The 26712-nt window shown below is 64.3% G+C and carries 25 protein-coding genes; 10 read left to right on the top strand and 15 right to left on the bottom strand.

Features of this window, described 5'->3' with window-relative positions; genetic code table 11:
• The first annotated feature begins 419 nt into the window (after positions 1-419).
• The 3 genes from AB7Z56_RS29200 (at position 420) to AB7Z56_RS29190 (ending at position 2401) form a co-directional block, all read left to right on the top strand.
• Positions 420-1259 carry a helix-turn-helix domain-containing protein gene (locus AB7Z56_RS29200; RefSeq protein WP_231144518.1) on the top strand — a complete coding sequence of 280 codons (840 nt, stop codon included), beginning with the start codon at positions 420-422 and terminating at the stop codon, positions 1257-1259.
• The gene (locus AB7Z56_RS29195; RefSeq protein WP_063984263.1) at positions 1256-1465 is read left to right on the top strand and encodes a hypothetical protein; all 210 of its coding nucleotides are present in this window, start codon (positions 1256-1258) and stop codon (positions 1463-1465) included. The genes AB7Z56_RS29200 and AB7Z56_RS29195 overlap by 4 nt, the downstream gene beginning before the upstream one ends.
• A 69-nt stretch (positions 1466-1534) precedes the next feature.
• On the top strand, positions 1535-2401 hold the full coding sequence (locus tag AB7Z56_RS29190) for a PhzF family phenazine biosynthesis protein (protein WP_354177555.1): 867 nt from the start codon (positions 1535-1537) through the stop codon (positions 2399-2401).
• A 63-nt stretch (positions 2402-2464) separates the two neighbouring features.
• On the opposite strand, the gene AB7Z56_RS29185 is transcribed toward AB7Z56_RS29190, so the two are convergent.
• The 10 genes from AB7Z56_RS29185 to AB7Z56_RS29140 form a co-directional block, all read right to left on the bottom strand.
• Positions 2465-3196, bottom strand: a complete 732-nt coding sequence (locus AB7Z56_RS29185) for a YoaK family protein (protein ID WP_354177556.1) — start codon at positions 3194-3196, stop codon at positions 2465-2467.
• A 48-nt stretch (positions 3197-3244) separates the two neighbouring features.
• The gene (locus tag AB7Z56_RS29180; RefSeq protein ID WP_208086010.1) at positions 3245-4027 is read right to left on the bottom strand and encodes a 3-hydroxybutyrate dehydrogenase; all 783 of its coding nucleotides are present in this window, start codon (positions 4025-4027) and stop codon (positions 3245-3247) included.
• Positions 4028-4061: 34 nt separating this feature from the next.
• On the bottom strand, positions 4062-5678 hold the full coding sequence (locus tag AB7Z56_RS29175) for an MDR family MFS transporter (protein ID WP_354177558.1): 1617 nt from the start codon (positions 5676-5678) through the stop codon (positions 4062-4064).
• 79 nt (positions 5679-5757) lie between these two features.
• Entirely contained in the window at positions 5758-6906 is a 1149-nt protein-coding gene (locus AB7Z56_RS29170) for an HlyD family secretion protein (protein ID WP_208086012.1), read from the bottom strand.
• A 32-nt stretch (positions 6907-6938) separates the two neighbouring features.
• Positions 6939-8114 carry a patatin-like phospholipase family protein gene (locus tag AB7Z56_RS29165; protein WP_354117222.1) on the bottom strand — a complete coding sequence of 392 codons (1176 nt, stop codon included), beginning with the start codon at positions 8112-8114 and terminating at the stop codon, positions 6939-6941.
• A gap of 33 nt (positions 8115-8147) precedes the next feature.
• The gene (locus AB7Z56_RS29160) at positions 8148-8945 is read right to left on the bottom strand and encodes an acetoacetate decarboxylase (RefSeq protein WP_208089360.1); all 798 of its coding nucleotides are present in this window, start codon (positions 8943-8945) and stop codon (positions 8148-8150) included.
• Positions 8946-9024: 79 nt separating this feature from the next.
• Positions 9025-10230 (bottom strand): NAD(P)/FAD-dependent oxidoreductase, encoded by a 1206-nt coding sequence (locus AB7Z56_RS29155; protein WP_208086014.1) that lies wholly within the window; start codon positions 10228-10230, stop codon positions 9025-9027.
• A gap of 116 nt (positions 10231-10346) precedes the next feature.
• On the bottom strand, positions 10347-10640 hold the full coding sequence (locus AB7Z56_RS29150) for a hypothetical protein (RefSeq protein ID WP_208086015.1): 294 nt from the start codon (positions 10638-10640) through the stop codon (positions 10347-10349).
• A gap of 101 nt (positions 10641-10741) precedes the next feature.
• Complete coding sequence (locus AB7Z56_RS29145; protein WP_071915289.1) at positions 10742-11692, bottom strand: helix-turn-helix transcriptional regulator; 951 nt, start codon at positions 11690-11692, stop codon at positions 10742-10744.
• Between the two features lie 52 nt (positions 11693-11744).
• Positions 11745-12698 carry a helix-turn-helix domain-containing protein gene (locus AB7Z56_RS29140; protein ID WP_225004978.1) on the bottom strand — a complete coding sequence of 318 codons (954 nt, stop codon included), beginning with the start codon at positions 12696-12698 and terminating at the stop codon, positions 11745-11747.
• Positions 12699-13145: 447 nt separating this feature from the next.
• Between AB7Z56_RS29140 and AB7Z56_RS29135 the strand changes: the two genes are divergently transcribed.
• Positions 13146-14075 carry a helix-turn-helix domain-containing protein gene (locus AB7Z56_RS29135; RefSeq protein WP_441256682.1) on the top strand — a complete coding sequence of 310 codons (930 nt, stop codon included), beginning with the start codon at positions 13146-13148 and terminating at the stop codon, positions 14073-14075.
• Between the two features lie 8 nt (positions 14076-14083).
• On the opposite strand, the gene AB7Z56_RS29130 is transcribed toward AB7Z56_RS29135, so the two are convergent.
• Positions 14084-15007, bottom strand: coding sequence for a catalase (locus AB7Z56_RS29130; RefSeq protein ID WP_208086017.1), 924 nt, complete (start codon positions 15005-15007; stop codon positions 14084-14086).
• A 445-nt stretch (positions 15008-15452) separates the two neighbouring features.
• On the opposite strand from AB7Z56_RS29130, the gene AB7Z56_RS29125 reads away from it, so the two are divergent.
• The 5 genes from AB7Z56_RS29125 to AB7Z56_RS29105 are packed head-to-tail and all read left to right on the top strand — an operon-like array spanning position 15453 to position 20589.
• Positions 15453-16403, top strand: coding sequence for a PDR/VanB family oxidoreductase (locus AB7Z56_RS29125; RefSeq protein WP_441256681.1), 951 nt, complete (start codon positions 15453-15455; stop codon positions 16401-16403).
• A 17-nt stretch (positions 16404-16420) separates the two neighbouring features.
• A complete protein-coding gene (locus AB7Z56_RS29120) occupies positions 16421-17761 on the top strand; it encodes a Rieske 2Fe-2S domain-containing protein (protein WP_441256680.1) in 1341 nt (446 codons plus the stop codon).
• Positions 17758-18234 carry an aromatic-ring-hydroxylating dioxygenase subunit beta gene (locus tag AB7Z56_RS29115; RefSeq protein WP_441256679.1) on the top strand — a complete coding sequence of 159 codons (477 nt, stop codon included), beginning with the start codon at positions 17758-17760 and terminating at the stop codon, positions 18232-18234. The genes AB7Z56_RS29120 and AB7Z56_RS29115 overlap by 4 nt, the downstream gene beginning before the upstream one ends.
• A gap of 7 nt (positions 18235-18241) precedes the next feature.
• Positions 18242-19858, top strand: coding sequence for an ATP-dependent acyl-CoA ligase (locus tag AB7Z56_RS29110; protein WP_441256678.1), 1617 nt, complete (start codon positions 18242-18244; stop codon positions 19856-19858).
• A gap of 2 nt (positions 19859-19860) precedes the next feature.
• Positions 19861-20589: an SDR family NAD(P)-dependent oxidoreductase gene (locus AB7Z56_RS29105; protein ID WP_028155855.1), complete on the top strand. Its 729-nt coding sequence runs from the start codon at positions 19861-19863 to the stop codon at positions 20587-20589.
• Between the two features lie 81 nt (positions 20590-20670).
• Here the strand turns inward: AB7Z56_RS29105 and AB7Z56_RS29100 are convergent, their stop codons facing one another.
• The 4 genes from AB7Z56_RS29100 to AB7Z56_RS29085 form a co-directional block, all read right to left on the bottom strand.
• Positions 20671-21153, bottom strand: coding sequence for a MarR family winged helix-turn-helix transcriptional regulator (locus tag AB7Z56_RS29100; protein WP_441256677.1), 483 nt, complete (start codon positions 21151-21153; stop codon positions 20671-20673).
• On the bottom strand, positions 21153-21647 hold the full coding sequence (locus AB7Z56_RS29095; protein WP_063984246.1) for a MarR family winged helix-turn-helix transcriptional regulator: 495 nt from the start codon (positions 21645-21647) through the stop codon (positions 21153-21155). Before AB7Z56_RS29095 ends, AB7Z56_RS29100 begins: the two co-directional genes overlap by 1 nt.
• A gap of 155 nt (positions 21648-21802) precedes the next feature.
• Positions 21803-23368: an indolepyruvate oxidoreductase subunit beta family protein gene (locus tag AB7Z56_RS29090; RefSeq protein WP_063984245.1), complete on the bottom strand. Its 1566-nt coding sequence runs from the start codon at positions 23366-23368 to the stop codon at positions 21803-21805.
• Complete coding sequence (locus tag AB7Z56_RS29085) at positions 23365-25524, bottom strand: thiamine pyrophosphate-dependent enzyme (protein ID WP_441256676.1); 2160 nt, start codon at positions 25522-25524, stop codon at positions 23365-23367. Before AB7Z56_RS29085 ends, AB7Z56_RS29090 begins: the two co-directional genes overlap by 4 nt.
• Before the next feature lie 127 nt (positions 25525-25651).
• On the opposite strand from AB7Z56_RS29085, the gene AB7Z56_RS29080 reads away from it, so the two are divergent.
• Positions 25652-26668, top strand: coding sequence for a carbon-nitrogen hydrolase family protein (locus tag AB7Z56_RS29080; RefSeq protein ID WP_441256675.1), 1017 nt, complete (start codon positions 25652-25654; stop codon positions 26666-26668).
• Positions 26669-26712: the final 44 nt, after the last annotated feature.

Raw genomic sequence — 26712 nt, 5'->3', positions numbered from 1 at the left:
CGTCGCTGGTGGTCGCTCTGCTCATTTTCGGTCACGTTGATGCCGCGATTTGATCGGGCCGACAACATGCGGCAACATGATTTTCGTGCTCTCTTGAAAGACGTTGCCGCGGTTTGATCCCGCGCGCGTGCCGATGAGGCACATTCCCCGGCAAAAACGGGGTTTTGCGTGAGTTTCCGACCATTGGCGAGCGCGTCAACTTACCGCAGGGCGAGATCAGTTCCGCCATCGCGGCGAACGGGACGCCCGTGCGGCCGGCGACGCCGCGGTCATACCTAGGTATGACGCGATCAACCCGAGAACCTATCCGGTGCACCCGCGCGTAGAATGGAGCGCGGGGACCGCCGAACTACTCTGCTCCCACATTCGGACGAGCCATTGGGTCTCGCCGGATCGAAAATGGGACAAGGAGTTCGACGATGTCGCTACAGATGTCACACCCGCTAGGCGCGAAGGATCATGTCGTCGGCTCGATCGGCGTCTCCGCCATCGATGGTTGCCAGTCCGGGCTTGCGGAACGTCCGGATCGCGCCGGCGAAAAGGCGATGACGCTGTCCCTCGTTCACCTCGATGTTGCCCTGGCCATCGAGACGCCCCCGCCGGGCGTGCGGAGATGCGCCGGCGACGGGCCCAGCTTCAGGGTATCGGCGAAACGCCTCGCGCGTGCCTCGGTCGAGACCGATCGGGAGGCCGGTGCAGGCGAGTTCCCGGACCCGGTGATGCGAAGCCTCTCCGATGCGCTCGCGGCAACCGAAGCGGCCCATCATCCTCACTCCGCCATCCTTGCGGACGCCTTGCGTCTTGCCATCCTGACCCGCAGAGCCAGCCGGCCGACGGCCGTCGCGCGCAACGAGACCGATCAGGCCGACGAGCGGTGCCGGTCTGTGCGGTCGTTACAGAAATGGCGCCTCAAGCGCGTGCTGCAATATGTCGACGAGAATTTGGCTGGCAAGATCACCTTGCAGCATCTGGCGGCGGTCGCCGGCCTCAGCCGCATGCACTTTGCCGCGCAGTTCCGCGCGGCCGTCGGCATGCGGCCACACGACTTTCTGCTGAAGCGGCGGATCGAACGCGCCCAGGAACTGCTGAGGCGCGCCGACGTCTCGCTGGTCGACGTTGCCTTGACCGTCGGATTCCAGACCCAGGCGCATTTCACGACGGTATTCAAGCGTTTCGCCGGCGATACGCCTTATCAATGGAGGAGCGCCTACCTTGCGCAATTCCTGCCGCTGCCTCGCGCCGAAGTTGGGCCGTCATGAGCAGTGTTGGCATTGAGGCCCTGATGCTGCCGCTGGCCGGCATTCACCTGGCGATGACGCAGCATGAAGTCACGGGCGTGCTGGAGATCGCCCGTGCTCTCGGCAACTCCTATCGCCTGGCATCGTCAGATCCGGGATCCGGCGCTCTCTATGGCCGGTTCATTTTCGATTTCTGCCGAACCATCGTCACGGTTATCGCGCGATAGCCTCGAGCCCTTTACAAGCGGGGCAGGTCAAGCGTTAACACTGCGATGGCAAACCGCAGAGCGAGAGTCATGAGAGCCTACAAAGTCGTCGACGCCTTCTCCTCCAAACCCTTCCTGGGAAACCCCGTCGCAGTCGTCCTTGATGCTGAGGGGCTGGCGACGGCCGAAATGCAGGCAATTGCCCGCTGGACGAACCTGTCGGAAACGACATTTCTCTTGCCGCCCACGAGTTCCGAGGCGGACTACCGCCTGCGCATTTTTACCCCCCGCAGCGAACTGCCGTTTGCCGGGCATCCGACGCTCGGCAGCGCCCATGCGGTGTTGGAGGCGGGCCGCGTGATGCCCCGGGGCGGTCGTCTCGTCCAGGAATGCGGTGTCGGGCTGGTGCGGATTGCCGTGGAGGGCGACGGCGCGGAGCGGCGTCTGACGCTTGCGTTGCCGCCGGCGAAGGTCACGGCTCTTTCAGCCGCAGACGTCGACGAATTGGAGGCAGTCATCGGGCATCGGATCGTTCGCGAGGTGGCTCCAGCGATCGTGGATGTCGGGGCCGTCTGGGTCGTCGCGCAACTTGCCGACGCGGACAGTGTGCTCGCGCTGACCCCAGACTTCCGGCGCTCGGCTGCCTTCGAGAAGCGGCTCGGTGTGACCGGGCTCTCGCTTTTTGGCCGTCACGCTGATGGCGAGGCGGCTATCGAGGTGCGTTCTTTTGCACCATCATGCGGCGTCGAGGAGGACCCGGTATGCGGCAGTGGAAACGGCGCCATCGCCGTGTTCCATCGCGACCGCGGTCTCCTCAAGGCCGGGACGAGCTACACGGCGGCGCAGGGGCGCTGCGTCGGGCGCGATGGCCGCATCGCCTTGGCGATCGAAGCGGACGGCGAGATCAGCGTTGGCGGCGCTTGCGTTACGTGCGTGGAAGGCAAGATTGCCGGTTAAGCCATAGGTTGCTGGTCGATCATGCCGCGCTTCGGCTGCGGTACTCATATTGAATCAGACCCGCTAACGCACTGCGATCGCAACGGCAGACAAGGCTGCTGGAAGGGACCAGGCCCAGTCTCCCAGCACTGAAACGGCCGCCGCGGCGGCGACACAGCCGAAGATGAAGCCGAGCAAGCGATGGAGCGAGCGACCCAGCGGCGTTGAATCATGCGGCAGCAGAGGGGTGCGTGGAGCGAGCAGGTCCATCGTCGACAAGACGGCATTGGCCAGATTGCCGGTCATCACCGCCGTCGAGATCGCGCCCGGCAGAGCGAGGCGAAGGAGCGCGTACTGGCAGGCCATGGCCGACACGGCGATCATCGCGGCCGCGCCGGCCCGGGATCCAGCCGCATCGGCAGATGGCCTTGTGATGACGCTGAAGATCAACAGCGCGGCCAGCACGAGGAACTGAACCCGAAGCAACAGTCGCGCCAGGCTCGAACCGTGCCGGCCGGAAGCTTGGGCGATCAGCCAGACGGTCGCCAAGGTCAGCATGAAAACGGGAATCGCCAACAATTGTGCCCAATGAAACGGGCCACCATCGACGGCAACGACGGCGGCCAGCACGATGTTGCCGGTCACGTGAGCCGTGAAGATATGACCCAGCGTGAAGAAGCCGGTGAAGTCGACCATTCCGGCGATGATGCTGAGCAGCGGTGGCAGCCGCGCCTCCAGGCGCGACAGCTCCGCAGCGTCATCCGCTGAGTCCGCGGACCTTTGCAGCACGAGGAGGTCTCTGGCGAGCAGGGACATCTTTGGCTACTCCAATGCTGGCCGTCTGCATGGGCCTCTCACTGTGGGCTACTGTGCCGTCCATCCGCCATCGACCGCGATCGCGGTGCCCGTGATCTGGTCCGCCGCGGGCGAACACAGGAAGGCCACGGTGCCTCCAAGCTGCTCCGGAGAGACGAACTCGGACGACGGTTGTTTCTCGCCCAGGAGTGTCGCGGCGGCGTCCTTTTGGCTGATGTTCTTCTGTGCGGCGATGTCGCTGATCTGCTTTTCGACCAAGGGCGTCCGCACCCAGCCGGGACAGACTGCGTTGCAGGTCACGCCGCTGCCGGCGGTCTCCAGGCCAACCACCTTGGTCAGGCCGATCAACCCGTGCTTGGCGGCGACGTAGGCCGCCTTGTGCGTCGATGCGACGAGGCCGTGGGTCGAGGCGATGTTGACGATCCGGCCCCAGCGCTGCTTCTTCATCTGGGGCACCGCCGCCGCGATGCCGTGAAACGCGGCCGACAGATTGATGTCCAGGATCGCATGCCACTTGGCCGACAGAAATTCTTCCACCGGCGCGGTGAACTGGATGCCGGCATTGTTCACGAGGATGTCGAGGCGTCCGAACGTCTCGATTGTCGCGGCGATCAATCGGCGCACGGCATCGCCCTTCGACATATCGGCGCCGTCGTAGACCACGCGCACGCCGTGCTCGCGTTCGATCCCGCTGCGGATGGCTTCGATCTCGCCGGGGTCGCCGAAGCCGTTCAACACGAGGTTGACGCGGAGCCTGGCCAACTCTCTGGCGATTCCGAGCCCGATACCGCTGGTCGATCCGGTGACGATAGCGACCTTATCCTTCAACATGGCAGTTCCTTTCGACGTCAGGTGGGGTGGGGGACTAGTGGGTGCCGCCGGCCTCGATCTGGCCGGGTTTCTTCAGCATCATCGAGGCGGCGAGTGCGACGATCAGTGCGACACCGAGCAGGTAGAACATGTCGCCGAAAGCCAGGATGAAGGCCTGCTTCTGCACGATCTTGCCGATCGCGACATAGGCGCGGTGAGCGGCGTCGATGCGATCGGTCACGCCGTGGTTCATGAAATACTGCGTCAGCTTCTCGAGCCTGGCTTGCGTGGCCTGCTCCAGCAGCGAGACCGACTGCGTCAGCACGTTGGAGTGATATTGCTCGCGCTTGGTGAGCAGCGTCTGCAGCAGCGCGATGCCGACGGCGCCGCCGAGGTTACGCATCATGTTGAACAGGCCCGAGGCCGAACCCGCGTTCTCCGCCTCGATGCCCGATGTCGCGACAGCCGACAGCGGGGCGAACACCAGCGCCTGACCGAAGGCGCGGACGACGTTCGGCCAGAAGAGCTGGTCGGTGGCGTAGTCGTTGGTCATCGAGATGTTCATGAAGTTGGATGCTGCGAACAGCGCAAAGCCGACGCCGATGATGAGCCGCGCGTCGAAGCGCCGTAACAGCTGCGGCACCAGCGGGATCAGCAACAGCTGCGGCAGCCCGGTCCAAGCCAGCACCATGCCGATCTGCTCGGCGTTGTAGCCCTGGATGCGCGATAGATAGACCGGCAGGATGAAGACCGAGCCGTAGAGCGCGATGCCGAGCAGGAAATTGGCGAGGATACCGAAGCCGAAATTGCGACGCGCCAGGAGGCGGAGGTTCAGCAGCGGCTTCCTTGCCGCCAGCTCGATCCACAGGAAGGCCGACAGCGCGATCGCCGCGACGATCGACAGCTTGACGATGAACGGCGAGCCGAACCAGTCGTCCTTGTTGCCTTCCTCGAGCACGGTCTGCAGCGCGGCGAGGCCGATCGCCATGGTGGCGATCCCGGCCCAATCGCCCTCGCGCAGCAGCGACAGCTTCATCGGTTGCGACTCGAGCGAGACGAACAGCAAGCCGATCATGACCGCGCCCGGCACCAGGTTGACGTAGAAGATGTACTGCCAGCCCCAGTTCTCGGTGAGATAGCCGCCGATGGTCGGCCCGATCGCGGGCGCAAAGGTCGCGGAGATCGCAAACAGCGCCAGCCCGATCGGCTGCTTCGCCTTTGGCAGCAGCGTGATGATGAGCGTGAACGCCATCGGGATCAGCACGCCACCGGTAAAGCCCTGCACGGCGCGCAACACGATCATCTGCGACAGGTTTTGCGCCAGCGCGCAGGCCGCCGAGAACACCAGGAACAACGTCGCATTGGTCAGGAGATAGATGCGGATCGAGAACGCCTGCGCCAGCCAGCCGGACAGCGGAATCACCACAATCTCGGCAATCAGGTAGGAGGTCGAGATCCAGCCGCCATCATCGATACCGGCCCCGATCGCGCCCTGGATGTCAGCCAGCGAAGCGTTGACGATCTGGATGTTGAGCACCGCCATGAAGGCGCCGAGCGTGGCGCCGGCGATGGCGATCCAGGTCTTGGCGGAGACCGCCGGGGCCGGTGTGGTGACGGACCGCTCGCCTTCGCCGGCGGGCACGGCATCGATGGCCGGTTGCAGTGTGGTCATGGTTGTCTGCTCGTCGCTTGCGAGAGAAGCATTGCCTGAACGGATTGTCCGGGAGGAGACGACCGCCAGGGACGCGTATTCAACTGCGAGGCTCGGGGCGGCGCGATGCGAGGCGCTTCTTGCTTTCGCGTTCGGCGATCGCCGCCGATTTGGTATTGATGGTCGGCTCGGTCGACATGCCGGGACGGAGCAGGCCGGTCAGGCTGCGGTCGTCGAGGACGATTTTCACCGGCATGCGCTGCACGATCTTGGTGAAGTTGCCGGTCGCGTTGTCGGGCGGCAGCAGCGCGAACTCCAGGCCGCTTGCCGGGGACAGGCTGTCGACATGGCCGTGCAGTCTGGTGCCGCGGAAGCTGTCGATGGTCAGCTCGACGGGCTGGCCGCCGCGCACATGGGTGAGCTGGGTTTCCTTGAAATTGGCGACGATGTACACGGCATCGAGCGGAACGACGGCCATCAACAACGTACCGGCCTGGACGAACTGCCCGACCCGGAGTGAGCGCGCACCGACGGTGCCGTCGACCGGCGCGATGATGCCGGTGTAGGACAGGTTCAACGCCGCCTGCTGCTCGACCGCACGGGCGCGGTCGCGCTGCGCGACTGCCCTGGCGCGTTCGGTGGAGAGCACGTCGACCTTGCGCTCGGCCGCGAGCAGGCCCGACTTGGCGTGCTGCAATTGCGCGGCGGCGGCGCGCAGCGCCGCATCGGTCTGCTGCGCGCGCTGCACCGTGCCGGAGCCCGTCTTCATCAGCCCGTCGTATCGGACCTGCTCTTCCTGCGCGAACTTCAGATTGGCCGTGGCGGCAGCGACATCGGCCGTGCCTTGCTCGATGATCGGCTGCTGCAGGGCAAGCTGTGCATCGAGATTGCGGACAGTGGCGTCGGATGCGGCGACGTCGGCGCCGGCCTGGTCGAGCGCGGCGCGGAAATCGCGATCGTCGATCTTTGCCAGCAACTGGCCGGCCTTCACCGTCTCGTTGTCGCCGACCAGGACCTGCGCGATATAGCCCGACACCTTCGGCGAGATGATCGTGGAATCCGCCTTCACGTAGGCGTCGTCCGTGGTCTCCAGATAGCGGCCGATGGTGAGATAGTGGTGGCCGAACTCGGCTGCGGCGGCGACGCCCAGGGCCAGTGCCAAGGCGAGGGCGGCCCGCTTGATCGCCTGCCCGGATGGCCGAAGGCTGGTTTTGGCGCCCTGCTCGGGAGCATAGGGAATGGAAGACATGGTATTCTCCGAAACGAGGTGGGCGGTGAGATTCAGTCGCGGCGATGGACGTCGTGGGTGACGATGCCGAGCTCGGGAGCCGGCGGGTCCAGGCGTCGCGGATCGGCCAGCGTGCGGCGGATATCGTCCAGTCCGCTCTGCCAGTGAGCGCGCATCGCGCTCAGCCCGAACTCGTAATCCCTCGAGTGGCCCTCGTGGATCTTGGTCTGATAGATCAGGTGCACGATGTTGTAGCAACGATGGCGCGCCATCTCCGCGATGGCGCGGATCTCGGGATCGTGCCTGGCGGCGTCCGGCAATTTCGCGATCGTGCGCTGCAAGGCCTGACGCATCTTCTGCATCCGCAGCACCTGGTCGGTTACGGCGCGTGTGCGGCTCGAATACTGGATGTCCTTCTGCCGGCTCGACACTTCCATCATGTCGTGGGGAACGTGGCCCTTGGCCGACCAGAGATCGATCTGGAACGTCAGCGTGTCACACGGCTCGCCGGACAGCACGCGAGATAAAGGCGTGTTCGAAACCACGCCGCCATCCCAATAGTGCTCGCCTTCGATCTCGACGGCGGGGAAGCCCGGCGGCAGCGCACCCGATGCCATGAAATGCTTCGGTCCCAGCCGGCGCTCGGCGGTGTCAAAATAGGTCAGGTTGCCGGTGCGGACGTTGACCGCGCCGACGCTGACGCGCACGTCGCCCGAGTTCAGCCGGTCGAAGTCGACGAGCCGTTCCAGCGTCCGGTGCAGGGGTGCCGTATCGTAAAAGCTGGTCGCGGAGTCGCCCGAGAACGGTGACCAGAGCGGCGAGGGGAAGCGTGGCTTGAAGAAGCCCGGCTGGCCCTGGATCAAGGCCCGCGCCGCCGCCATCGCGTTGCGTACCGAGTTGATGTCGAACGCAAAGGGCAGGGCGTTGGCGAGCCCTTCGCCGGCGGGCCACTCTATCGAAAAGGCGCAGATGGTTTCCCAGAACTCGCGCAACCGCGCAACACGCTCGCCTTCGGGCGAGCCCGCGATGATCGCGGCGTTGAGCGCGCCGATCGAGATGCCGGCCAGCCAGTTCGGCCGGATGCCGGCCTCGTGCAGGCCTTCATAGACTCCGGCCTGATAGGCGCCGAGTGCGCCGCCGCCTTGCAACACCAGGGCGACGACATCGTAGGGAAGCGAATTGCTCCGCTGCGGCACAGGATTGGTTTGCTCGCGCATCACGTTCAGCATTTTGAGGACTCCCGATGGTACGGATGACGTCGATCAGTCGGCATTCGCGTCGACCAGCGTCTCGGAGGATCCGCGCCGCCGCACAATTTCGCTCGAGGCCAGATAGTCGTGGACCACGGTGCCGAGCCCCAGTGTCAGGTCGGCAACGATATGCTTGGCCGAAAGCACCTGGAGCACCGGCAGCTCGGCGACGGGGGCAAGGGCGTGCGAGTACAGGTCGAGCGCTGCCGGCCCAGTCCAGGCGCCCTTCACGGTGATGTCTTCGAGATGGAAGCGCACCAGCTCGCAGATGCGCGGCGTGCCGTCGACATGCGGAATGATCTTGAGCAGGAAATTCGGTGCGGCGAGCTTTTTTGCTTCGGCCGCGGCGTCCAGGGCCCGGTGCTTGTAGCCCATCGTGCCGGTCGCGATGCGGACCGAGCCGTAGTTCAAGGTGCCAACCAGGGTGTCGGTCTCGACCTCAAGCTTCGGCTGCGCCAGCTTCTTGGGAAAGCCCCAGAGCTCGCGCCCGCCCGCAATTGGCGGATGATCGTTGAGGAACATCTGGTGGACGAAGCTGCCGGCCTTGCCCTGATAGGACACCGGAATGACCTGCCCACTTTCGGTGTAGTCGCCGAATCCGGTCGAGTCCGGCATTCGGATGAACTCATAGTTCACCACAGGTTCGGTGATTTCGAGTGGTGCCGGCACGATCCGGCGCAGTGCCTCGGGATCTGTCCGGTACTGGATGATGAAGTATTCGCGATTGATGAAGCGATAGGGGCCGGGCGGGAAAGCCGGGCTGGTCAGCGGCATGGCGAACGCGCTCGCGCGCACGGTTTCGTGTTTCATCATGGTCGGCTCCGGTTGGTATGGGGTGATCGGGCCGGGCCCGCGCACGGTCGGCGCGGCCCGGTTTCGCGTGAGGCAGCTAGACTTCGCCGACGTGCTCCGGATCGGCCGAGGCCAGCGCGGCCGCGCGTTCCGGTCGGGGCGGATAGATCCAGACAGTATTGATCTGCTGCTTGGTCCGCTTCGCCTCGTCGCCGACGAGCTCGAGCTTCCGATCCCAGCCTCGCGTGAAGATGGCGCCGGCTTCTCCCAGATCGAGGCAGGTGGCGTAGGCCTTCTGGTGATAAGGCCTGGTCGCGACACCCAAAAGTTCGGCAGCGGCATTGTTGCCGGCAAACGCGCCCATTCGCGTGGCATGCTGGCACGACATCAGCGCGTGGTTGCCGACGTCGTCACACGCTGCTTTGGCGGCATCGCCGGTGGCAAAGACGCCGGCGACACCAGGCACGCGCAAGTCGCGGTCGACAAGGAGCCGGCTCAGATTGTCGCGCTCGGCCGGGATCTGCGCGGTCAAAGGAGCGGCGCGCATGCCCGCGGCCCAGATCACGGTCTCCGCTTCGATGTGTTCGCCGCTGGAAAGCGTGACGCCAGACTTGTCGAGCGAGGTGACACCGGTGCCGAGGCGGGTCTCCACGCCAAGCTTGCGCAGCGCATCCTCAATGACGGGGCGGGAATCTGCGCCCATATCGTGAGCGATCGTGCTGTTGCGATCGACGATGACGACACGCGCCTTGGCGTTCTTGCCGAGGACCGCACGCAGCCGCGCCGGCATCTCCGTCGCCGTCTCGATACCGGTGAACCCGCCGCCGGCCACGACGACCGTATCGCGTCCGTTCCTTGCCGGCCGATCGGCCAGATCATGGAGATGCCGCTCCAGCGCAATCGCATCGTCGAGCTTGTCGACGCTGAAAGAGTGCTCGGCGATGCCGGGGATGTTCGGTCGGAAAAGCCGGCTGCCGGTGGCAACGACCAGCCGATCGTAGGAGAGAGTCTGCTTCGTGCCTTCGGCCGTGACGAGCTCGATCGCACGAGACTTGGTATCGATGGTCCCGGCGCTGCCTTGCACGTAGACGACGTCGATGGCCTTCAACACGTCTTGCAGAGGTGCCGTCAGGGTCTCGGGCTTGCTTTCGTAGAGGCGGGGCCGGACCACGAGCGTCGGCTCCGGTGCAACAAGCGCGATCTCGAGTTGTTCGGGCGAAGCGCCCTGAATGTCCCGCAGGCGCGCGGCGGAAAGTGCGGCGTACATGCCGGCAAAGCCGGCGCCGATAATGACGAGTCGCATTTGATGATCTCCTGTGGATTGAGCTTTCCGGGCATGGGCGCGTCATCGCCGCCGCCACTCTCGTGGCGGCTCGTCGAGACCGATGACGCGAAGACGTGAAGTGAGATCGCGAATTCTCAGGGAGAGGGGCAGCCTGGCATCGAAGCCATCGGCGGCGGCCAGCGGTGACGAAAGAAAATTGGCTCGATGGCGTTCGGACGCCAGTCGGCGTACGGAAGCTGGCCGCCATCTCTGTCGATGATGGGCATTACCGGACTTGCGTTGTGTACGGACTGCGCCGGTATCTCCACTTCCTCGCCGGTTGCCGAGGTGAAGCGAACGGCCAATGAAAGTCCGTACATGACGGCACTTGCGGCCATCCTTCGTCGCGGCACGAGTTTGACCGGACTAGCGAAGTTCTTCCAGGTCATTGTTCGTCTCCGTCTATTGGATCGAGGGCACCCTGATCATTTAGCGGAGCGGACCTGCAGTTGCGCCAGAGCGATTGCTCTGCCTGCAGAGTGATTGCTGCTTAGCGCATGCGACGTCGCCAATCGCTCGGCGTTTCTCCCGTCAATCGCCTGAACGCGGCGGCAAAGGCGGTTTGAGAGGCATAGCCAAGCTCAGCCGCCACCGTGGCGATCGGGATTTCGGTGTCGCGCAGCGTGTTCATGGCCTGCTCGAGCCGGTGCTGGCGCAGCCAGCTATGCGGCGAAAGACCGGTGCTTTCCTTGAAAGCACGACAGAAGTGGAAGCGAGACAGGCCGGCGTCCGAAGCGAGCGCCGCAAGAGAGACGTCGGAATCGCTGTCCGAACGCAAGCGTTCGATCGCGCGTCGCAGAGCTTGGGGAGCCAGCCCGCCTATGATCGGCTCGATGGCGGTCGGCTCGCCGATGTGCGCGGCCAGGATGCGCGTGGCGATGATATCGGTCAGTCGCTGCCTGAAGAGTGCATCCAGAACCGCGTTGCCCTCCAACACATCCGCCCCGCTCATCAGCAGTCCGGATGTGACAGGGTCGAGATGCCCGGTTCGCTCCAGAAGATCACCGGGAATGGGCGCGTCGGCTTCGCGGGCGACGCGTTCGAGCGTTGCGTGCGGAAGATACAGCTGGACGACATCGACAGGACCGGGAATATCCCATCTGGCGCTCGAACCAGCCGGGATGATCGTCACGACTCCGGAACGGGCCGTTCCAATCGCAACCGATTTTCCGGCGCGTCGCTCCAGGCGCTGAACGCCTGTGGGGTACGTCATGATGACGTGGTCGGTCATGGGCTCGACGACGTCGTGCAGAGCGCCGTGCTTCCAATGCGCGATGCCGCCATTGGAGGGGTCTGAAGCCATCTGCAGCGGCGCGGTCTTCAGGATGCGCGCCATCTCCACATCGGCACGCCGCCGCTCGACGTTCGGCGAGTCGCTGTGGCGCGCACCGGGTGCGGCAAGCAGAGCCCCCAAAGGATCGTGCAGGATTGGCTTGTCCATAGAGCTAGTCTCGCGTTCGGAAGGCACTTCGGGACCGGCGGAGCGATTGCTACTAACGCACGCGTCGTCGCCAATCGCTCGGCGTTTCGCCGTTCAATCGCTTGAACGCCGCGGCGAAGGCCGTTTGCGAGGCATAACCAAGCTCTGCCGCAACCAGGGCGATCGATGCGTCGGTATCGCGAAGCAGGTTCATGGCCTGCTCGAGTCGGTATTGGCGCAGCCAGGCGTGAGGCGAGAGCCCGGTGCTTTCCTTGAATGCGCGGCAGAAGTGGAAACGCGACAGGCCGGCATCGGAGGCGAGGGCATCGAGGGAGACGTCGGTATCGCTGTCCGAGCGCAAGCGCTCGATGGCACGGGCCAGGACCTTGGGCGAAAGCCCACCGATGGTCGGCTGGAATGGGGCTTGCGAGCCGGTATGAGCAACCAGGAGACGCATCGCCAGGAGGTCGATCAACTGATGCCTGAACAGCGTGTCCAGGGCCGCATTGCTCTCCAGCGTGTTGACCGCGCTCAGGATCAAACGGGACGTAATGGGATCAGGATGCGCCGTTCGCTCCAGGAGTTCGCTCGATGTGCCGCTCGCGGCTTCGTCGGCGACGCGTTTCAGCGTTGCGTGGGGGAGATAGAGCTGAACGACGTCGACGGGCTTCGGAATATCCCATCGGGAGCTCGATCCTTCGGGAATGATGATCACAGCCCCGCGACGAAACGTTCCAATCGCAACCGACCGTCCTGAGCGCCGCTCCATGTGCTGCACCGCGCCGTTGTAGGCCATGATGACGTGGTGGCTCATGGGCTCGACGACGTCGTGCAAGGGTTCGTGTTTCCAGTGGGCGATCCCGGCACCGGAGGAGTCCAATGCCACGCGAAATGGTTCGGTGTGGAGCACACGCGCCATCTCGGCATTAGCGGCACGCCGCCCGGTCGTCGACGACTGGCCTTGGCTTGGCTCGGATGCGGCCGGAGGATTTTCACGCGCAGAATTGTGCGAGATCGGTTTGCTCATTGGACGTGCTCGTCTCAGGGGCCTTGCACTCGCGGCTGAGCGCGATTTGCGCGCCCGGCGTGAAGCCATCGCTTCTTTTGCGCCCGTACGGGTGCCGCAGCGCGCCGCGAGCGCTCGGTGTCGTTTTCTAGGCACGTGGGACTACGGGGTCTTTCCTGAAACCGCGGTGCTTTTCCTGATTCTGCTCAAAGCGCTCGGACGCGAGATCTTGTGATCGGCGGTCCCTGGACGACTGCGGAGAATCAAGCTCATGATTTACGCATTAGATATTGAAATCGCTTCTGAAAATGGCTTTGCCACAATCGGCCGCGGCGCCCCGTCGCAATCGCAAATCACGCCGCGACGCGACTGGACCGCCGTACTCCGAAGCGGATAATGCTACCGACCTCCAGGGCGACGGCAGTCAGATGGGTTGCCTGGTCAAAATTCCACGGATGGGTCGATCGAATGGCACTGGCGGGCACCTTCGGACAGAGGGTCAAGCGGCAGTTGAGCCTGGCGGATGCGCCGCCTTCGCTGATCACGCGGTCGCGGCGAGGCGTCGACGTTGCGGTCACCGAAACCCTGAACAGTGAGCCGGTAGAGGGTCTTTGCGGCTCGCTTGCCGACGACGCCTATCTCGTCAGCCTGAAGCTGCAGGATTATCCTGACTGCGAGCTCTGGGAGCACGGCAAGTGCTTCACGAGGACGGACGTCAGGGCCGGTACGACCTATCTGTACGATCTCCGGCACGATCCGCGCTTCGTCATCGACAAGCCGTTCCATTCCGTCCATTTCTATCTTCCACGTCTGACGCTCGACGGAATCGCGCGAGAAGCCCGCACGCCGCCCATTGGCGACCTCGCGTGCCGGTATGGTTTCGGCCATGACGACGAGATCATGCGCCATGTCGGCGCCCTGATGTTGGAAGGACTGCGTCGTCCGGCGGAGGCCAACCAGCTCTTCATCGACCACATGATGCTCGCGTTCACGGCCCACATTGCCCAGACCTATGGCGGATGGCAGCGCGTCGCGGATGCGGCCCGGGGCGGTCTTTCCCCATGGCAGGTGAGGCGAGCCTGCGAAAGGCTCGACTCGGATCTCGGCGGGACGCTTTCACTGCAACAGATCGCGGCCGAGTTTGGTCTCTCGGTTAGCCATTTTTCCCGCGCGTTTCGAATCTCGACCGGCCTCCCGCCTCATCAGTGGCTGCTCCGCCAGCGTGTGAAGGCGGCAAAGCAGTTGATGACCCTGCGCGACGTGCCGCTGTCCGAGATTGCGATCTCGGTCGGGTTCGCCAATCAAAGCCATTTGACGAAGGTGTTCTCGGCGCAGGTGGGCGTCAGCCCGGCGGCATGGCGCCGCGAAGCGCTTGGCATCAGGGACAGCGAGACGTGATCGTCCGATCAGCGGCGCTGCGCCAGTGAATTGGCGTAGGCGGCGCGTCGCGCCACGAAGATCTCATCCGGCGGATAACCGATGCCCTCCGCAAGATTTGCCGGATCGAAGCCGGAAGTATCGCACGTCTCGTCGGCTTCGATCGCGGTGATCACGATCGTTCCGAGCCGTACGGCTTCCCGGCTGTCCTCATCCGGCCACCGGATCGTGACGTCCTGCGTCGGGTCGTCGGGACGGCCGAGCAGCGCCATCAGGCTGAACCGGATATCGCGCGTTGCGATCCTTCCTTTGAGATCGTCGTGCAGGACGTCGGCGGACGTCGCCCTGGCCTTGCCCCCGATCGCCGCAAGCTCGCTACCGACCGGGACGACCTTGAATTTGATGAACTGCGTCTCGCCCTTCGAATTCGTTGCGGGGAAGGCGTGGACGGCCCAGTAGGTCGTGCCGGCAAAACTCGGGGGAGGCGGATGCGCGGCGATGTAGTTCGCCTGACGCAGCGTATCGGGATTGGCGGTGGAGAAGGCCTTGATCTTCTCCAGGTCCGGCCTGCCGTCGCGACCGGGCATGCGCGAGGTGAGGAATGCCAGCATTTGATCGAGCGTCCTCGCATAATGAACCGGAGCGCTCTGTGTGAGGATGTCGGAGCGATGCTCGTCGTTGCCGAGCCTGAAGCTGAAGCCGCGCAGCGCGAGATCCCTGGTCTCGGATTCGTGGGGACCGCCGTCCACCGAGAAGCGCGCCAGCACGCGCGATGGTGTTGTGAAGCTCCGCGACTTCGTGACCTCGTCGGCCCGATCCGAAGGGATGTAGGTCCCCCGGACGCAGCGGCCCTTGGCAAAGCTCGCGCGTGCCTTGGGTGGATGACCCAGAACGGCCTTCTGAGCCTCGACAATGGAGGCGGGTGTGGCGGTGCCGCTCGGGAACAGGGACATGGCTTGGTCTTGGATTTGCTACCCCAACCCTTAGCGGTGGGGCTGCTTTCCCGCTCCAGAGCGATTGCTGTGGTTGCAGCGCGATTGCTGTCATCTTGCGCGGTCACCAGGGCACTCAACGCGGCGTCGGTGGATCGTTTACGATAAAATACCTCAGTAAAATGAGCGGCTTGAGTTGAAGTCTTCCCACGGCCCATGATGGATCGGGGCGGGCGCTCAAAGGCGGCGTGTGCACGGGCAGCAAAGTCCATTGAAAGCACGGCCGGCCGTTCTTCGGAGTGATCTGCTGAGGCGTGGGCAACCTCGGAGGGGGCAGTGCCAAGCCTCCTGCACCAACGAGACGTGCCTCGGACTGCAATCCGAACCTGAGCTGGCGCCGACGATTGACAGCCAATTATTACATGTCTAAAAATATGCAAATTCATATAATTCGTGAGATGCCTGAATGGACACGCATCCGCTCAAGCTCAAGGTCAGATCGTATGCCGCGGAGACGCCGTTCATACGGAGCCTTGTGTTTGGCGTGGAGGACGGCGTCGCGCCGCGATGGCAGGCGGGCGCACATATCCGCGTGGCGCTCCCGAATGGAGGCGACCGGCCGTACTCGCTGATGGCGTTGCCGGGCCTTCCCGAAGGTATGCTGGCGCTTGGGGTGCTGCGCGAGGAGGCATCGACCGGCGGCTCGCAGTTCATGCACGCGCTGAAGATCGGCGATGTCGTGAAGGCAACGGCGCCGGTCAACAATTTTCATCTGCATGAGGGAGCAGCGCCCGCGCTGCTGTTCGCCGGCGGCATCGGTGTCACGCCGATCCTGTCGATGGCGGCGAATCTCGCGGCCCGAGGAAGCCCGTATCGCTTGCACTACGCGGGCCGCACGCAAGGCCTGCTCGCGTTCCTGCCGCACCTGCAGGAGATATGCGCCAAGGGCCTGTCCATCCACTACGACAGCGACGAGTCCCGCCTGGACATTGCAGCAGCGCTCGGCGATGTCGCCGCAAACGCCCACATTTACGCCTGCGGTCCGGCCGGCATGATTGAAGCGGTGAAGGCGGCTGCGCTCGGCAGGGACATTCCGGCAGACCGCATCCACTACGAGCTCTTCAAGGCCGAGCCATCGTCCTCGCCCGACTTGCCGTTCGAGGTCGAGCTCAAATCGACCGGGCAGGTCGTCAGCGTCGCGGCCGGTCAGACCATCATCCAGGCGCTGGAAGCCGCGGGGCTCGACGTGCTCTACGACTGCCAGCGCGGCGATTGCGGCATCTGCCAGTGCGGCGTGATCGAAGGGGTGCCCGACCATCGCGACGTCATCCTCAGCGACGACGAGAGGGCGTCCAACAAGGTCATGCAGATCTGCGTGTCACGCGCGAAGTCGGAACGTCTGGTGCTGGATCTCTAGGGGAGGCGAGGGACGCTATGGCGAAATACGGACAAAATGCCGACGCGATCGCGGCGCTGGTGCGCGAGGCCGAGGTGCATCGCGACGTCTATGTCGACTCCGAGATCTTCGAGCTCGAGATGGAGCACCTGTTCCCGAACAGCTGGATCTATGTCGGGCACGCGAGCCAGTTGGGAAAGCCCGGCGATTTCATCACCGCCAATATCGGTCGTCAGCCGGTGCTGGCGAGCCGCCACACCGACGGCTCCATCCACGTCTTCTACAACCGCTGTCCGCACAAGGGCGTGAAGATCGCCTCCGAGCCCTGCGGCAACACCGGAAAGTTCTTCCGCTGCCCCTATCACGCCTGGTCGTTCAAGACCGACGGTTCGCTGCTCGCGATCCCTTTGAAGAAGGGCTACGAGGGCACCGGCTTTGGCGACACGCAAGCGAATGAGGGACTGTCGAAGGTCAGGAACGTCGTGATCTATCGCGATTTCATCTTCGCCCGCCTGAGCGACGACGGCGTGTCCTTCGAGGATTATTTCGGCGAGAGCCTCTCGACCATCGACAACATGGTCGACCGCTCGCCGGAGGGAAAGCTCGCAGTCCAGGCGACGCCGATCCGCTACATGCACACCTGCAATTGGAAGATGCTGGTCGAGAACCAGACCGACACCTGCCATCCGATGGTGGCGCATGAGAGCTCGGCCGGCACCGCGGTCAAGGTCTGGAAGCGCGAGCAGGGCTCCTCCACGGAGACGCCGATGGCGGTGCAGCTCTACGGTCCCTTCATGAGCCCGTACGAGTTTTACGAACAGAGCGGCATCAGGATCTGGCCGAACGGCCATGGCCATACCGGCGTCGCCAACTCCATCCATTCGAACTATTCGGACATCGAAGGCTATCTCGGCCAGATGGTCGCGGCCTATGGCGAGCAGCGGGCGCACGAGATCCTCGGCGAGGTCAGGCACAATACGGTGTATTTCCCGAACATCATGGTCAAGGGCGCGGTGCAGATCCTGCGCAATTTCATCCCGATCGCGGTCGACAAGACGCTGGTCGAGAGCTGGGTCTACCGCCTGGTCGGCGCGCCGGACAAGCTCTACGAGCGGGCGCTGATGTACAACCGCTTCATCAACGCGCCGACCTCGATCGTCGGGCACGACGATCTCGAAATGTACGAGCGCGCGCAGGAAGGACTGAAGTCGAACGGCAATCAATGGGTCAATCTGCGGCGCCTCTACGAGAGCCATGAAGAGCAGGACGTCACGGCCGTGATCAACGGCACGTCCGAGCGACAGATGCGAAACCAGTTCCACGCCTGGTCGAAATTCATGACCATGGACATGGACAAGCGTGTCGAGGCCGCGGAATGATCGACGAGAAGGCCATCACGGACTTCATCTATCTGGAAGCCGAGCTGCTCGACACGATGCAATGGCAGGCCTGGCTCGATCTGTTTCACCCCGAAGGGCGCTACTGGATGCCGCTCGAATGGCAGCAGCAGGATCCGGTGCTCCAGCCCTCGTTGATGTACGAGGATCTGCTGCTCCTGAAGGTGCGGGTCGAGCGGCTCGCCGGCGAGCGGACCTTCAGCCAGAAGCCGAAGAGCCGTTGCCATCATCTTCTCCAGGCACCGCGGATCGTGGCGTGCGACCCGGCTGCGGGCGTCTACAAGGCGCGGACATCCTATATCTACACCGAGACCCGCGGTGATCTGCTGGAGCGCTATTCGGGATGGGCGTCGCACGAATTAGTAGAGGTCGGCGATGCCCTGAAGATCAAGCTCAAGCGGGTCGATCTCGTCAATTTCGACGCGCCGTTCGGCAACATCCAGCTTTTCATGTGAGTACGCCTTGACCGCTGCGACCACAGTCTACGCCCGCTTTCGCGAGACCGCCCTTCGCCGGGAGGAGGCGAGCTTCCTCAACGTGCTACCGGAGACCGCCGATATCTATGGCATCGCGGCAGGCGAGATTTCCTACCGCGCCATGCTCGACCGGGTCGAGCGCTGGCGCTCGGCTTTTGCAAGCCGGGGCTATGGCGAAGGCCACAGGGTCGGGCTGCTGCTCCAGAACAGGCCGGCGTTCGTCGAGCTGTGGTTCGCGCTGAACGGGCTCGGCGTGTCCGTCGTACCGATCAATCCCGATTTGCGGATCAGCGAGCTCGAATACATCATTGCGCATTCCGAGATGAATGCGGCGTTCGTCCTCGCCGAGCGGCGCGACGAGGTCGAGACCGCGGCGCGCCAGGCCGGCCGGCCGATCCCGGTCGTGACCGATCAGGACGACGTTCCCGTACCTTTCGGAGATGCGCGGCCTTCGACCGCCGGAAGCGACGCGAGCGAATGCGCGCTGCTTTATACGTCTGGAACCACGGGACAGCCCAAGGGCTGCGTGCTCACCAACACATATTTCCTGCATTCCGGAAACTGGTATCGCGATGTCGGCGGGCTGATCGATCTCAAGCCGGACTGTGAGCGCATGATCACGCCGCTGCCGCTGTTTCACATGAACGCGATGGCGGTGTCGCTGATGGCGATGTTGTCCGTCGGCGGCAGCCTCACCATGCTCGATCGCTTCCATCCGCGTACCTGGTGGGCGTCCGTCCGCGACAGCCGCGCGACCTGTCTGCACTATCTCGGCGTGATGCCCTCGATGCTGATGAGTGCACCGCCATCGGAGCAGGACCGCGCGCACAGCGTACGCTTCGGCTTCGGCGCCGGCGTCGACAAGCTTCTGCATGCGCCGTTCGAGGAGCGCTTCGGCTTTCCGCTGCTGGAGGCCTGGGCGATGACCGAGACGGGAAGCGGCGGCGTCATCGCCGCCAATGTCGAGCCGCGCAAGATCGGCACGAGCTGTTTCGGACGCCCGGCCCCCGAGGTCGACGTTCGTATCGTCGGCGACAGCGGCAACGACGCGCCGGTCGGGACGCCGGGCGAGCTCCTGGTGCGGCGGGCAGGTGCGGACCCGCGTTACGGTTTCTTCCGCGAGTACCTGAAGAACGAGGCCGCCACCGCCGAGGCGTGGGACGGCGGGTGGCTGCACACCGGCGATATCGTGTCGCGCGATGCGGACGGCGACCTCCATTTCGTCGACCGCAAGAAGAACGTGATCCGCCGTTCCGGCGAGAACATTGCCGCAGTCGAGGTCGAGTCCGTCCTCAATCGCCATCCCGCGATCCGGCAGGCTGCGGTTGCCGCGACGCCCGATCAGGTGCGCGGCGACGAGGTTGCGGCGGTCATCATCGCCGAGGAGGCCGGTGCGGACCGCGCGCTCGCCGAGGAGATCGTGCGCTGGAGTCTGGAGCAGATGGCCTATTACAAGGCGCCGGGCTGGATCTGTTTCGTCGACAGCCTGCCGTTGACCGCGACCGAGAAGATTCAGCGCGGCGGCCTGAAGGATTTCGTCGCCAGGCTGATGCGCGACGGTGCGTTCTTCGACCTTCGCGACCTCAAGCGGCGACAGGTTTGATCATGAGCGAGATCCGCACCACACTCATCACCGGCGGCAATTCGGGGATCGGCGAGGCGCTGGCGAAAAAGCTCGTCGAGAGCGGGCAGCGCGTGGTCTCGGTCGGGCTGGAGAAGCCGGACTGGACGCATGATCTGCTCGCGGCCTATCGCGCTGATCTCTCCGATATCGAGGAGACGCGCGCGATCGCGCAGGAGATCTGCCGCGATCACGCCGTTGATCGCCTCGTGCACAATGCCGGCGTGATCCTGCCGAATCTGCTGCCCGATGCTAAGCCGGAAGACATTTTGATGCTGGCGCAACTGCATCTGGGCGCGCCGATGCTGCTGACCCAGGCGGCGCTGGAGGGGATGCGTGCGCGCCGCTTCGGCCGCATCGTGTTCGTCAGCTCGCGGGCCGCGATGGGCGCAGCGACGCGGTCGGCCTATTCGGCGACCAAGGCCGGCGTGCACGGCATGGCGCGCACCTGGGCGCTGGAGCTCGCCGCGAGCGGCATCACCGTGAATGTTGTCGCGCCAGGGCCGATCCTGACCGACAATTTCTGGGGCATCATTCCCAAGGGCTCCGAGCAGCAGGAGCGGATGGCGCGCAACGTGCCGGTCGGGCGGCTCGGCTCGCGCGAGGATGTCGCGCACGCCATCAGTTTCTTCCTCGACGAGCGCTCGGACTTCGTCACCGGCCAGGTGCTCTATGTCTGCGGCGGCACCAGCCTCGTCGGCCTTGGCCCGTAGAGCATGATCCGGACCCGGAGGGCCGCGTTAGCGCAAAGTGTGAAGCGGTTTTCCGAAAAGATCATGCTCCAATAAACAAGATCAGATCTGGTTCTGGCGGATGTTCTCGACCATCTTGGCCAGCACGCGCGCGCAGACCTCGATGTCGTCGGGCTCGATGCCTTCGATCAGATTGTCGTAGTTGCTCGCCATGATCGGCCAGATCTTGCGCAGCAGCGCCTCGCCGTCCGGGGTCAGACCCACGACGCGGCGGCGCTGGTCTTCCTCTGCGATCTCGCGCTTGACGAGGCCCGATGACACCATGGACTCGACCATGCGGCTCGCCGTCGACTGCTCGGTTACCGCGAGAACGGCGACCTCGTTGACGGTGAGGGTCTTGTAGATGAACAGGACCGATAGCGTCCGGAACACGACATTGTTGATGCCGTGGTCGCTCAGGTCGCGGTTCTGATCGAGATTCCAGCGATTGGCGAGCCGGTTGAACAGATACGGGATGTAGGTTTGCAGCTGGTCCCGCGTCCTCGGCGGACCCGACTTCCATCTGCTCTTGGATTCTCTGGCCATTATCTCTTGCGACTTTGCTTCTTGCTCTCGGTATGAAGTTTTGAAGAAAGGGATTTCAGTACGGACAGCGCACCGTCCAGCTCCCGGGCCGAAACATTCTCGAGCCGTTTGCCGAGATGCTTCTTGTGGACGTCGGCTGCCTTCCTGAACAACGCCTCGCCCTTCGGCGTCAGGCGCACGATGAAGGAGCGCCGGTCCTCGCTCGACATTTCCCTGCTGATGAGGTTGTCGGCGAGAAGACGCTGCACCAGCCCCGAGACGTTGCCGCCGGTGACTTTTAGATTTTGCGACAGCTGCCCGAGCGCGAGGCCATCGCTGTAGCGATCGAGCTGGGCCAGCACGTCGAATTTTGCGAGCGACACGCCGAACTCGGCGTTCAGCATCGAATTCAGCGACGCGAACAGCTCGCCATGCAGCGACAGCAATTGAAGCCAGAGCCGGGTTTCGATCTGCCCAGGGACGGGAACAATGTTCTCTTTGAGTGCTGCCGGCATTGCATGACCATCGAGTACAAGATGTCTCGTCGATTGGAGGGATTATCGCGGGTCTTTCGCTCCGATTAACAATTTGAGAATCGTAGTCAAGTCGCCTGATCCTGACGTCTTGGGGGGCGAACGGCAATCCACTCCCGCGTTCCCCTCCGATGGAATCATGCAAAAGTCTTGATGGTCTGGATCACGCCGTCGAGCTCCTTGCCGGCGCTGTCCTTCAGCGCGGCCTCGCGCAGGCGGCGTGCCCAATCGGCGGCATCCTCGCGTCGTTCGACCAGCTTGATCGCCGCCAGCGTCCTGTCGAATTTCGACAGCCCGCGGCTGTGGGTATCGGAATAGCCTTTCACGAGGCGTCGGCATTGCAGGATCTCGACACCGAGCTGGTAGTTGGCGGCGACCGCATCGGTTGCCGCCTTGAGCCATCCGTCCCGATGCGCGGTCTCGACGGCGTGACGCAGCGAGCGGCGTCGCAGGCCGCGTAGTCCGGCCACGACGTAGAGCGTCAGGAACCAGGGCAGCGAGTAAGTCCGCACCCGGCGTCCCCGGTTGACGCGGCGATCGAGCCAGCCGAGCAGGCGCGGCCGCGCGCCGAGCCAGCGGCTGAAGCCCGCGGGCAGCACGCCCATGACCTCCTCCATGCGCGGATGCATGAACTCGGTGGTCTGGAGCACCTGTCCCTCGGACATCTCGAGCTCGCTCTCGATGCGCGCGCGGCGACCAGCGCGCGTCTTCAGGTCGGCCACGCGGATGACGTCGTCATAGCTCATGGCGTTGGCGAGGTACTTTGCCGCGGTCTCCGTGAAGGCATAGGCGTGCGCACCACCGCCGGCGCTTCGGTCGGCCGCGTGCAACGTCTTGAGAATGTCGAGATACTCGGCGCCATAGGCGACGTCCTGGAAGTCGACGACCTTCCTCAAGCCAACGCGCGCCATGGTGAGCGCAGGCTCGGGCAGCTCCTGCTTCAGTCTTGCGATCAGCCCGGCAAGATCTGGATCGGGCGTTGCGGGAGAGGGGACGTGATCGGCCTGCTTTGATGGCGCTGGTGCCGCGACCTCGGGTGCGCCGGTCTTGACCCGGTCAAAGGCGGCCTCAAACGTCTCGACGCTGGCCTTCGCACCTCTGCCGCCGGCACGGATGACGTCGAGATAGCTGTCGCGGCTGAACGGCAGCACAGCGGCCGCCGCGAGCGCACCGAACATCGCGGCCGAGATGACGCTGCCATGCGCGATCGCCAGCGCGTTCAGATCGAAGATGATCTCGGTCTTGGCGGCAACCCCGATGGCGCCAGTGACGGCGGCGCCGTCGGCGATGCCGTTGCCCGGTGCAATCTTCTCGCCGATCGCAAACGACCGGTGGTTGGATGCGATCAACGTGGTGCGATCCGGCGTCACGAGGCCGCGCAGGATCGATCGGCCGGCCTCCATGAACTCCGCCGCCATCACCACGTCGACGTCGCCGGGCGTCGGCATCAACGACAGGATCGGCTTGCGGCCGTCGAGCGGCGGCATCGCCTCGATATAGTAGATCGTGGCGCCGGTGCGCTGCGCTACGCCGGGCACCGAGGTCGATTGCGCGACCCAGCCATGGTTCTCGGCCAACTGAACGATCCAGTCGGTCAGCACGCCGCCACCCTGGCCACCCATCGCGACGATCGCAATCGAGATCGGCCGCTCGGTTGCCTCGCCGGCGGCGGGGAGGGCCAGCCGGACCGTCTCGTCTCTCATGCCAATGCCTCGAGCGCCGGACGCCGGCGATCACGCCGCCGTTGCAACCAGCCGATCACGGCCATCGCGACCTTGGATTTGAACCTGTCCCAGCCGGTCGGATTGTGAATGACGTCCGCGCGATAGAACGAGGGGCAGAGCACGGCGGCCTCGGAGACCTCGCCGCAATTGCCGCAACCGACGCAGGAATTGTCGATCGCCGCAACCGGATCGTCGCGCAAGGGATCGTCAAGCTGCTTCACCGAAAGCGACGGGCAGCCCGAGAGCCGGATGCAGGCATGGTCGCCGGTGCAGACGTCCTCGTCGACACCGAAGCGCTCCTTGACGGTGCGCAACCCGTCCTTGATGGCCTGGTTGATCTGCGGCTTCACGCGGCGCTGCTTGTTCAGCATGCACTCGGAGGACGCGACGATGACCTTGGGGCCTTCCTCCTTGGTCGTCAGCGCTTCCTTCAGCGTGTCGCGCATCTTGCCGACGTCATAGGTGCGGTCGAGCTGGCGCACCCACTGGCCGCCGATGCCCTTCACGGCCTTGACGATCGAATTGTTGGTGTCTCGCCGCTTGTTGGTCGCGCGCGACGACAGGATGTCCTGACCGCCGGTCGCCGACGTGTAGAAATTGTCGACGATGACGAACACGCCGTCGTGCTTGTTGAACACGGCATTGCCGATGCCGCTGGTCAGTCCGTTGTGCCAGAAGCCGCCGTCGCCCATCACCGCGATCGAGCGTTTGTCGGCCTTGACGTTGAAGGCCGAGGTCGAGGCCGGGCCGAGGCCGAAGCCCATGGTGGTCGCGCCGATATTGAAGGGCGGCAGGATCGAGAACAGATGGCAGCCGATGTCGGCCGAGACATGATGCTGGCCGAGCTCTTCCTCGACGAGCTTCATGGCGGCGAAGATCGGCCGCTCCGGGCAGCCGGTGCAGAGCCCGGGCGGGCGTGCCGGCACAACCTGCTTCAGCTTCTCGACCGCGGGGTGATTGAGCACGGGAACGGCGTCCGGCGCCGGCGGCCGGTTGCCGAGCAGCCGCGGCTCGGTCTTCTCCAGGAAGTCCCTGACGCCGCCGAGCAGAACCTGCGCGGTGTAGTCGCCGCCCATCGGCAACACGTCCTTGCCATGGATGCGCGCCTGGATGTCCCTGCGGCGCAGCACGGTGTTGATCGCCTGCTCCAGATATTCCGGCTGGCCTTCCTCGACGATCAGGACGGCGTCCTTGTCGACGCAGAACTCCGCGACCTCGGTGTCGATCACGGGGTAGGTGACGTTCATGACGTAGAGCGGAACCTGTGTGTTGCCGTAGGCATCCGACAGCCCGAGATATTGCAGCGCGCGGATCACGTTGTTGTACATGCCGCCCTGCATGATGATGCCGACCTTGCCCTGCTTCGGCCCCATCCATTCGTTCAGCTTGTGGTCCCGGATGAAGCCGATCGCCGCGGGCATCCGCGTCTTGATCTTCTCCTGCTCATGCTCATAGGCCGCAGGCGGCAGCACGATGCGGTTGACGTCGCGCCTGGGGTTGTTGAGCGCGTCCTTGATGGTGTGCGCCGGCTTGACGTTGTCCTTGCAGGCGAAGCTGCCGTGCATGTGACAGGCGCGGACGCGGACCTCGAGCATCACGGGCGTGTTCGAGAATTCGGAGAGCTCAAAACCCTTCTCGATCAGATTGACGATGCATTCATGATCGGGGCGGGGATCGAGCAGCCACATCTGCGATTTCATCGCGAAGGCGTGCGTCCGCTCCTGCATGATGGAGGAGCCTTCGCCATAGTCCTCGCCGACGATGATCATGGTGCCGCCGGTGACGCCGCCCGAGGCGAGGTTGGCGAGCGCGTCGGAGGCGACGTTGGTGCCGACCGTCGACTTCCACGCCACCGCGCCGCGCAGGGGATACATCACCGAGGCCGACAGCATCGCCGCCGCGGCCGCTTCGTTGGCGGAGCTCTGGAACACGACGCCGAGATCGTCGAGCACGTCCTTGGCGTCGGCGAGCACGTCCATCAGGTGCGAGATCGGCGAGCCCTGGTAGCCGCCGACATAGGCGACGCCGGATTGCAGCAGCGCCTTGGTGATGGCGAGGATGCCTTCGCCGCGGAACGTATTGCCATCGCCGAGCCGGAGATCCTCGACTTCGCGAGCAAAAGACCGTTCAGCCATTGCACCCTCCAGAAATATGCGATAGCATACGTTTACATGTGAAGTAAATCAACGCCGCCCCATGCTATCACGCTTGCGGACCTCTGCTCCGGCAAGGCGGTCATGAGCCAGCGACAGGGTAGGGCCAATGCTGAAGCTGCCTCGCTTTAGAGCCGCCGCCGTCCAGGCTTCACCTGTCTATCTCAACCCGGGCGCGACAGCCGACAAGGCGGCTTCACTGGTCCGTGAAGCCGCAGCGAATGGCGCGAAGCTCGTCGCGTTCCCCGAAGTGTTCGTTCCCGGCTATCCCTACTGGAACTGGATCACCGATCCCGTCACGGGCAGCGCATGGTTCGAGAAGCTCGCCAAGGCATCGGTGCTGGTGCCGGGTCCGGAGGTCGATGTCGTCAGGAAGGCCGCGCGCGATACCGGCTGCCACGTCGTGCTCGGCGTGAACGAGCGCAGCCCGGTGTCGCTGGGCGCGATCTACAATACCCTGGTTTTCATCGGGCCGGACGGCGCGGTGCTTGGCAAGCACCGCAAGCTGGTGCCGACCTGGGCGGAGAAGCTGACCTGGACCGGCGGTGACGGATCGAGCCTGCGCGTCTATGATACCGAGATCGGGCGTCTCGGCGGACTCGCCTGCGGCGAGAACACCAACACGCTCGCGCGCTTTGCGCTGTTGGGTCAGGGTGAGCTCGTGCATGTCGCCAGCTACATCTCGCTTCCGGTCGCGCCCCCCGACTACGACATGGCGGAGGCGATCAAGTTGCGCGCGATCGCCCATTCCTTTGAGGGCAAGATTTTTACGATCGTCTCCTGCTCGACCGTGTCGGAGGAGATCATCACGGCGATGGAAACGGTCGTCCCCGACGCGCGTGCGCGCCTGCAGCGCAAGTCGAGCGCGTTCTCCGGCATCATCGGACCCGATGGCCGCGTGGTCGGCGATCCCCTGATCGACGACGAGGGCATCGTGTACGCCGACATCGATCTCGACCGCTGCATCCAACCGAAGCAGATGCATGACATCGTCGGGCACTACAACCGGTTCGATATTTTCGATTTGCGGGTCAACCGCGGTCCTCTGGCGCCGCTGGGCCTCGCAGACGGTGAGGGCGATGACGCGGGGCAGGGCTTCACGCCGATCCCGCTGAGATCGGAATAATGGTTGGGCGCGTCGATAGAGCGGCGCGACGAGACAGGACTTGG

Origin of the sequence: Bradyrhizobium sp. 482_C4_N1_8 (assembly GCF_052075965.1) — a bacterium.
GTDB classification, from domain to species: Bacteria; Pseudomonadota; Alphaproteobacteria; order Rhizobiales; family Xanthobacteraceae; genus Bradyrhizobium; species Bradyrhizobium barranii.
The sequence above is the reverse complement of the archived record's forward strand: the minus strand, read 5'-3'. Positions and strand labels throughout refer to the sequence as shown.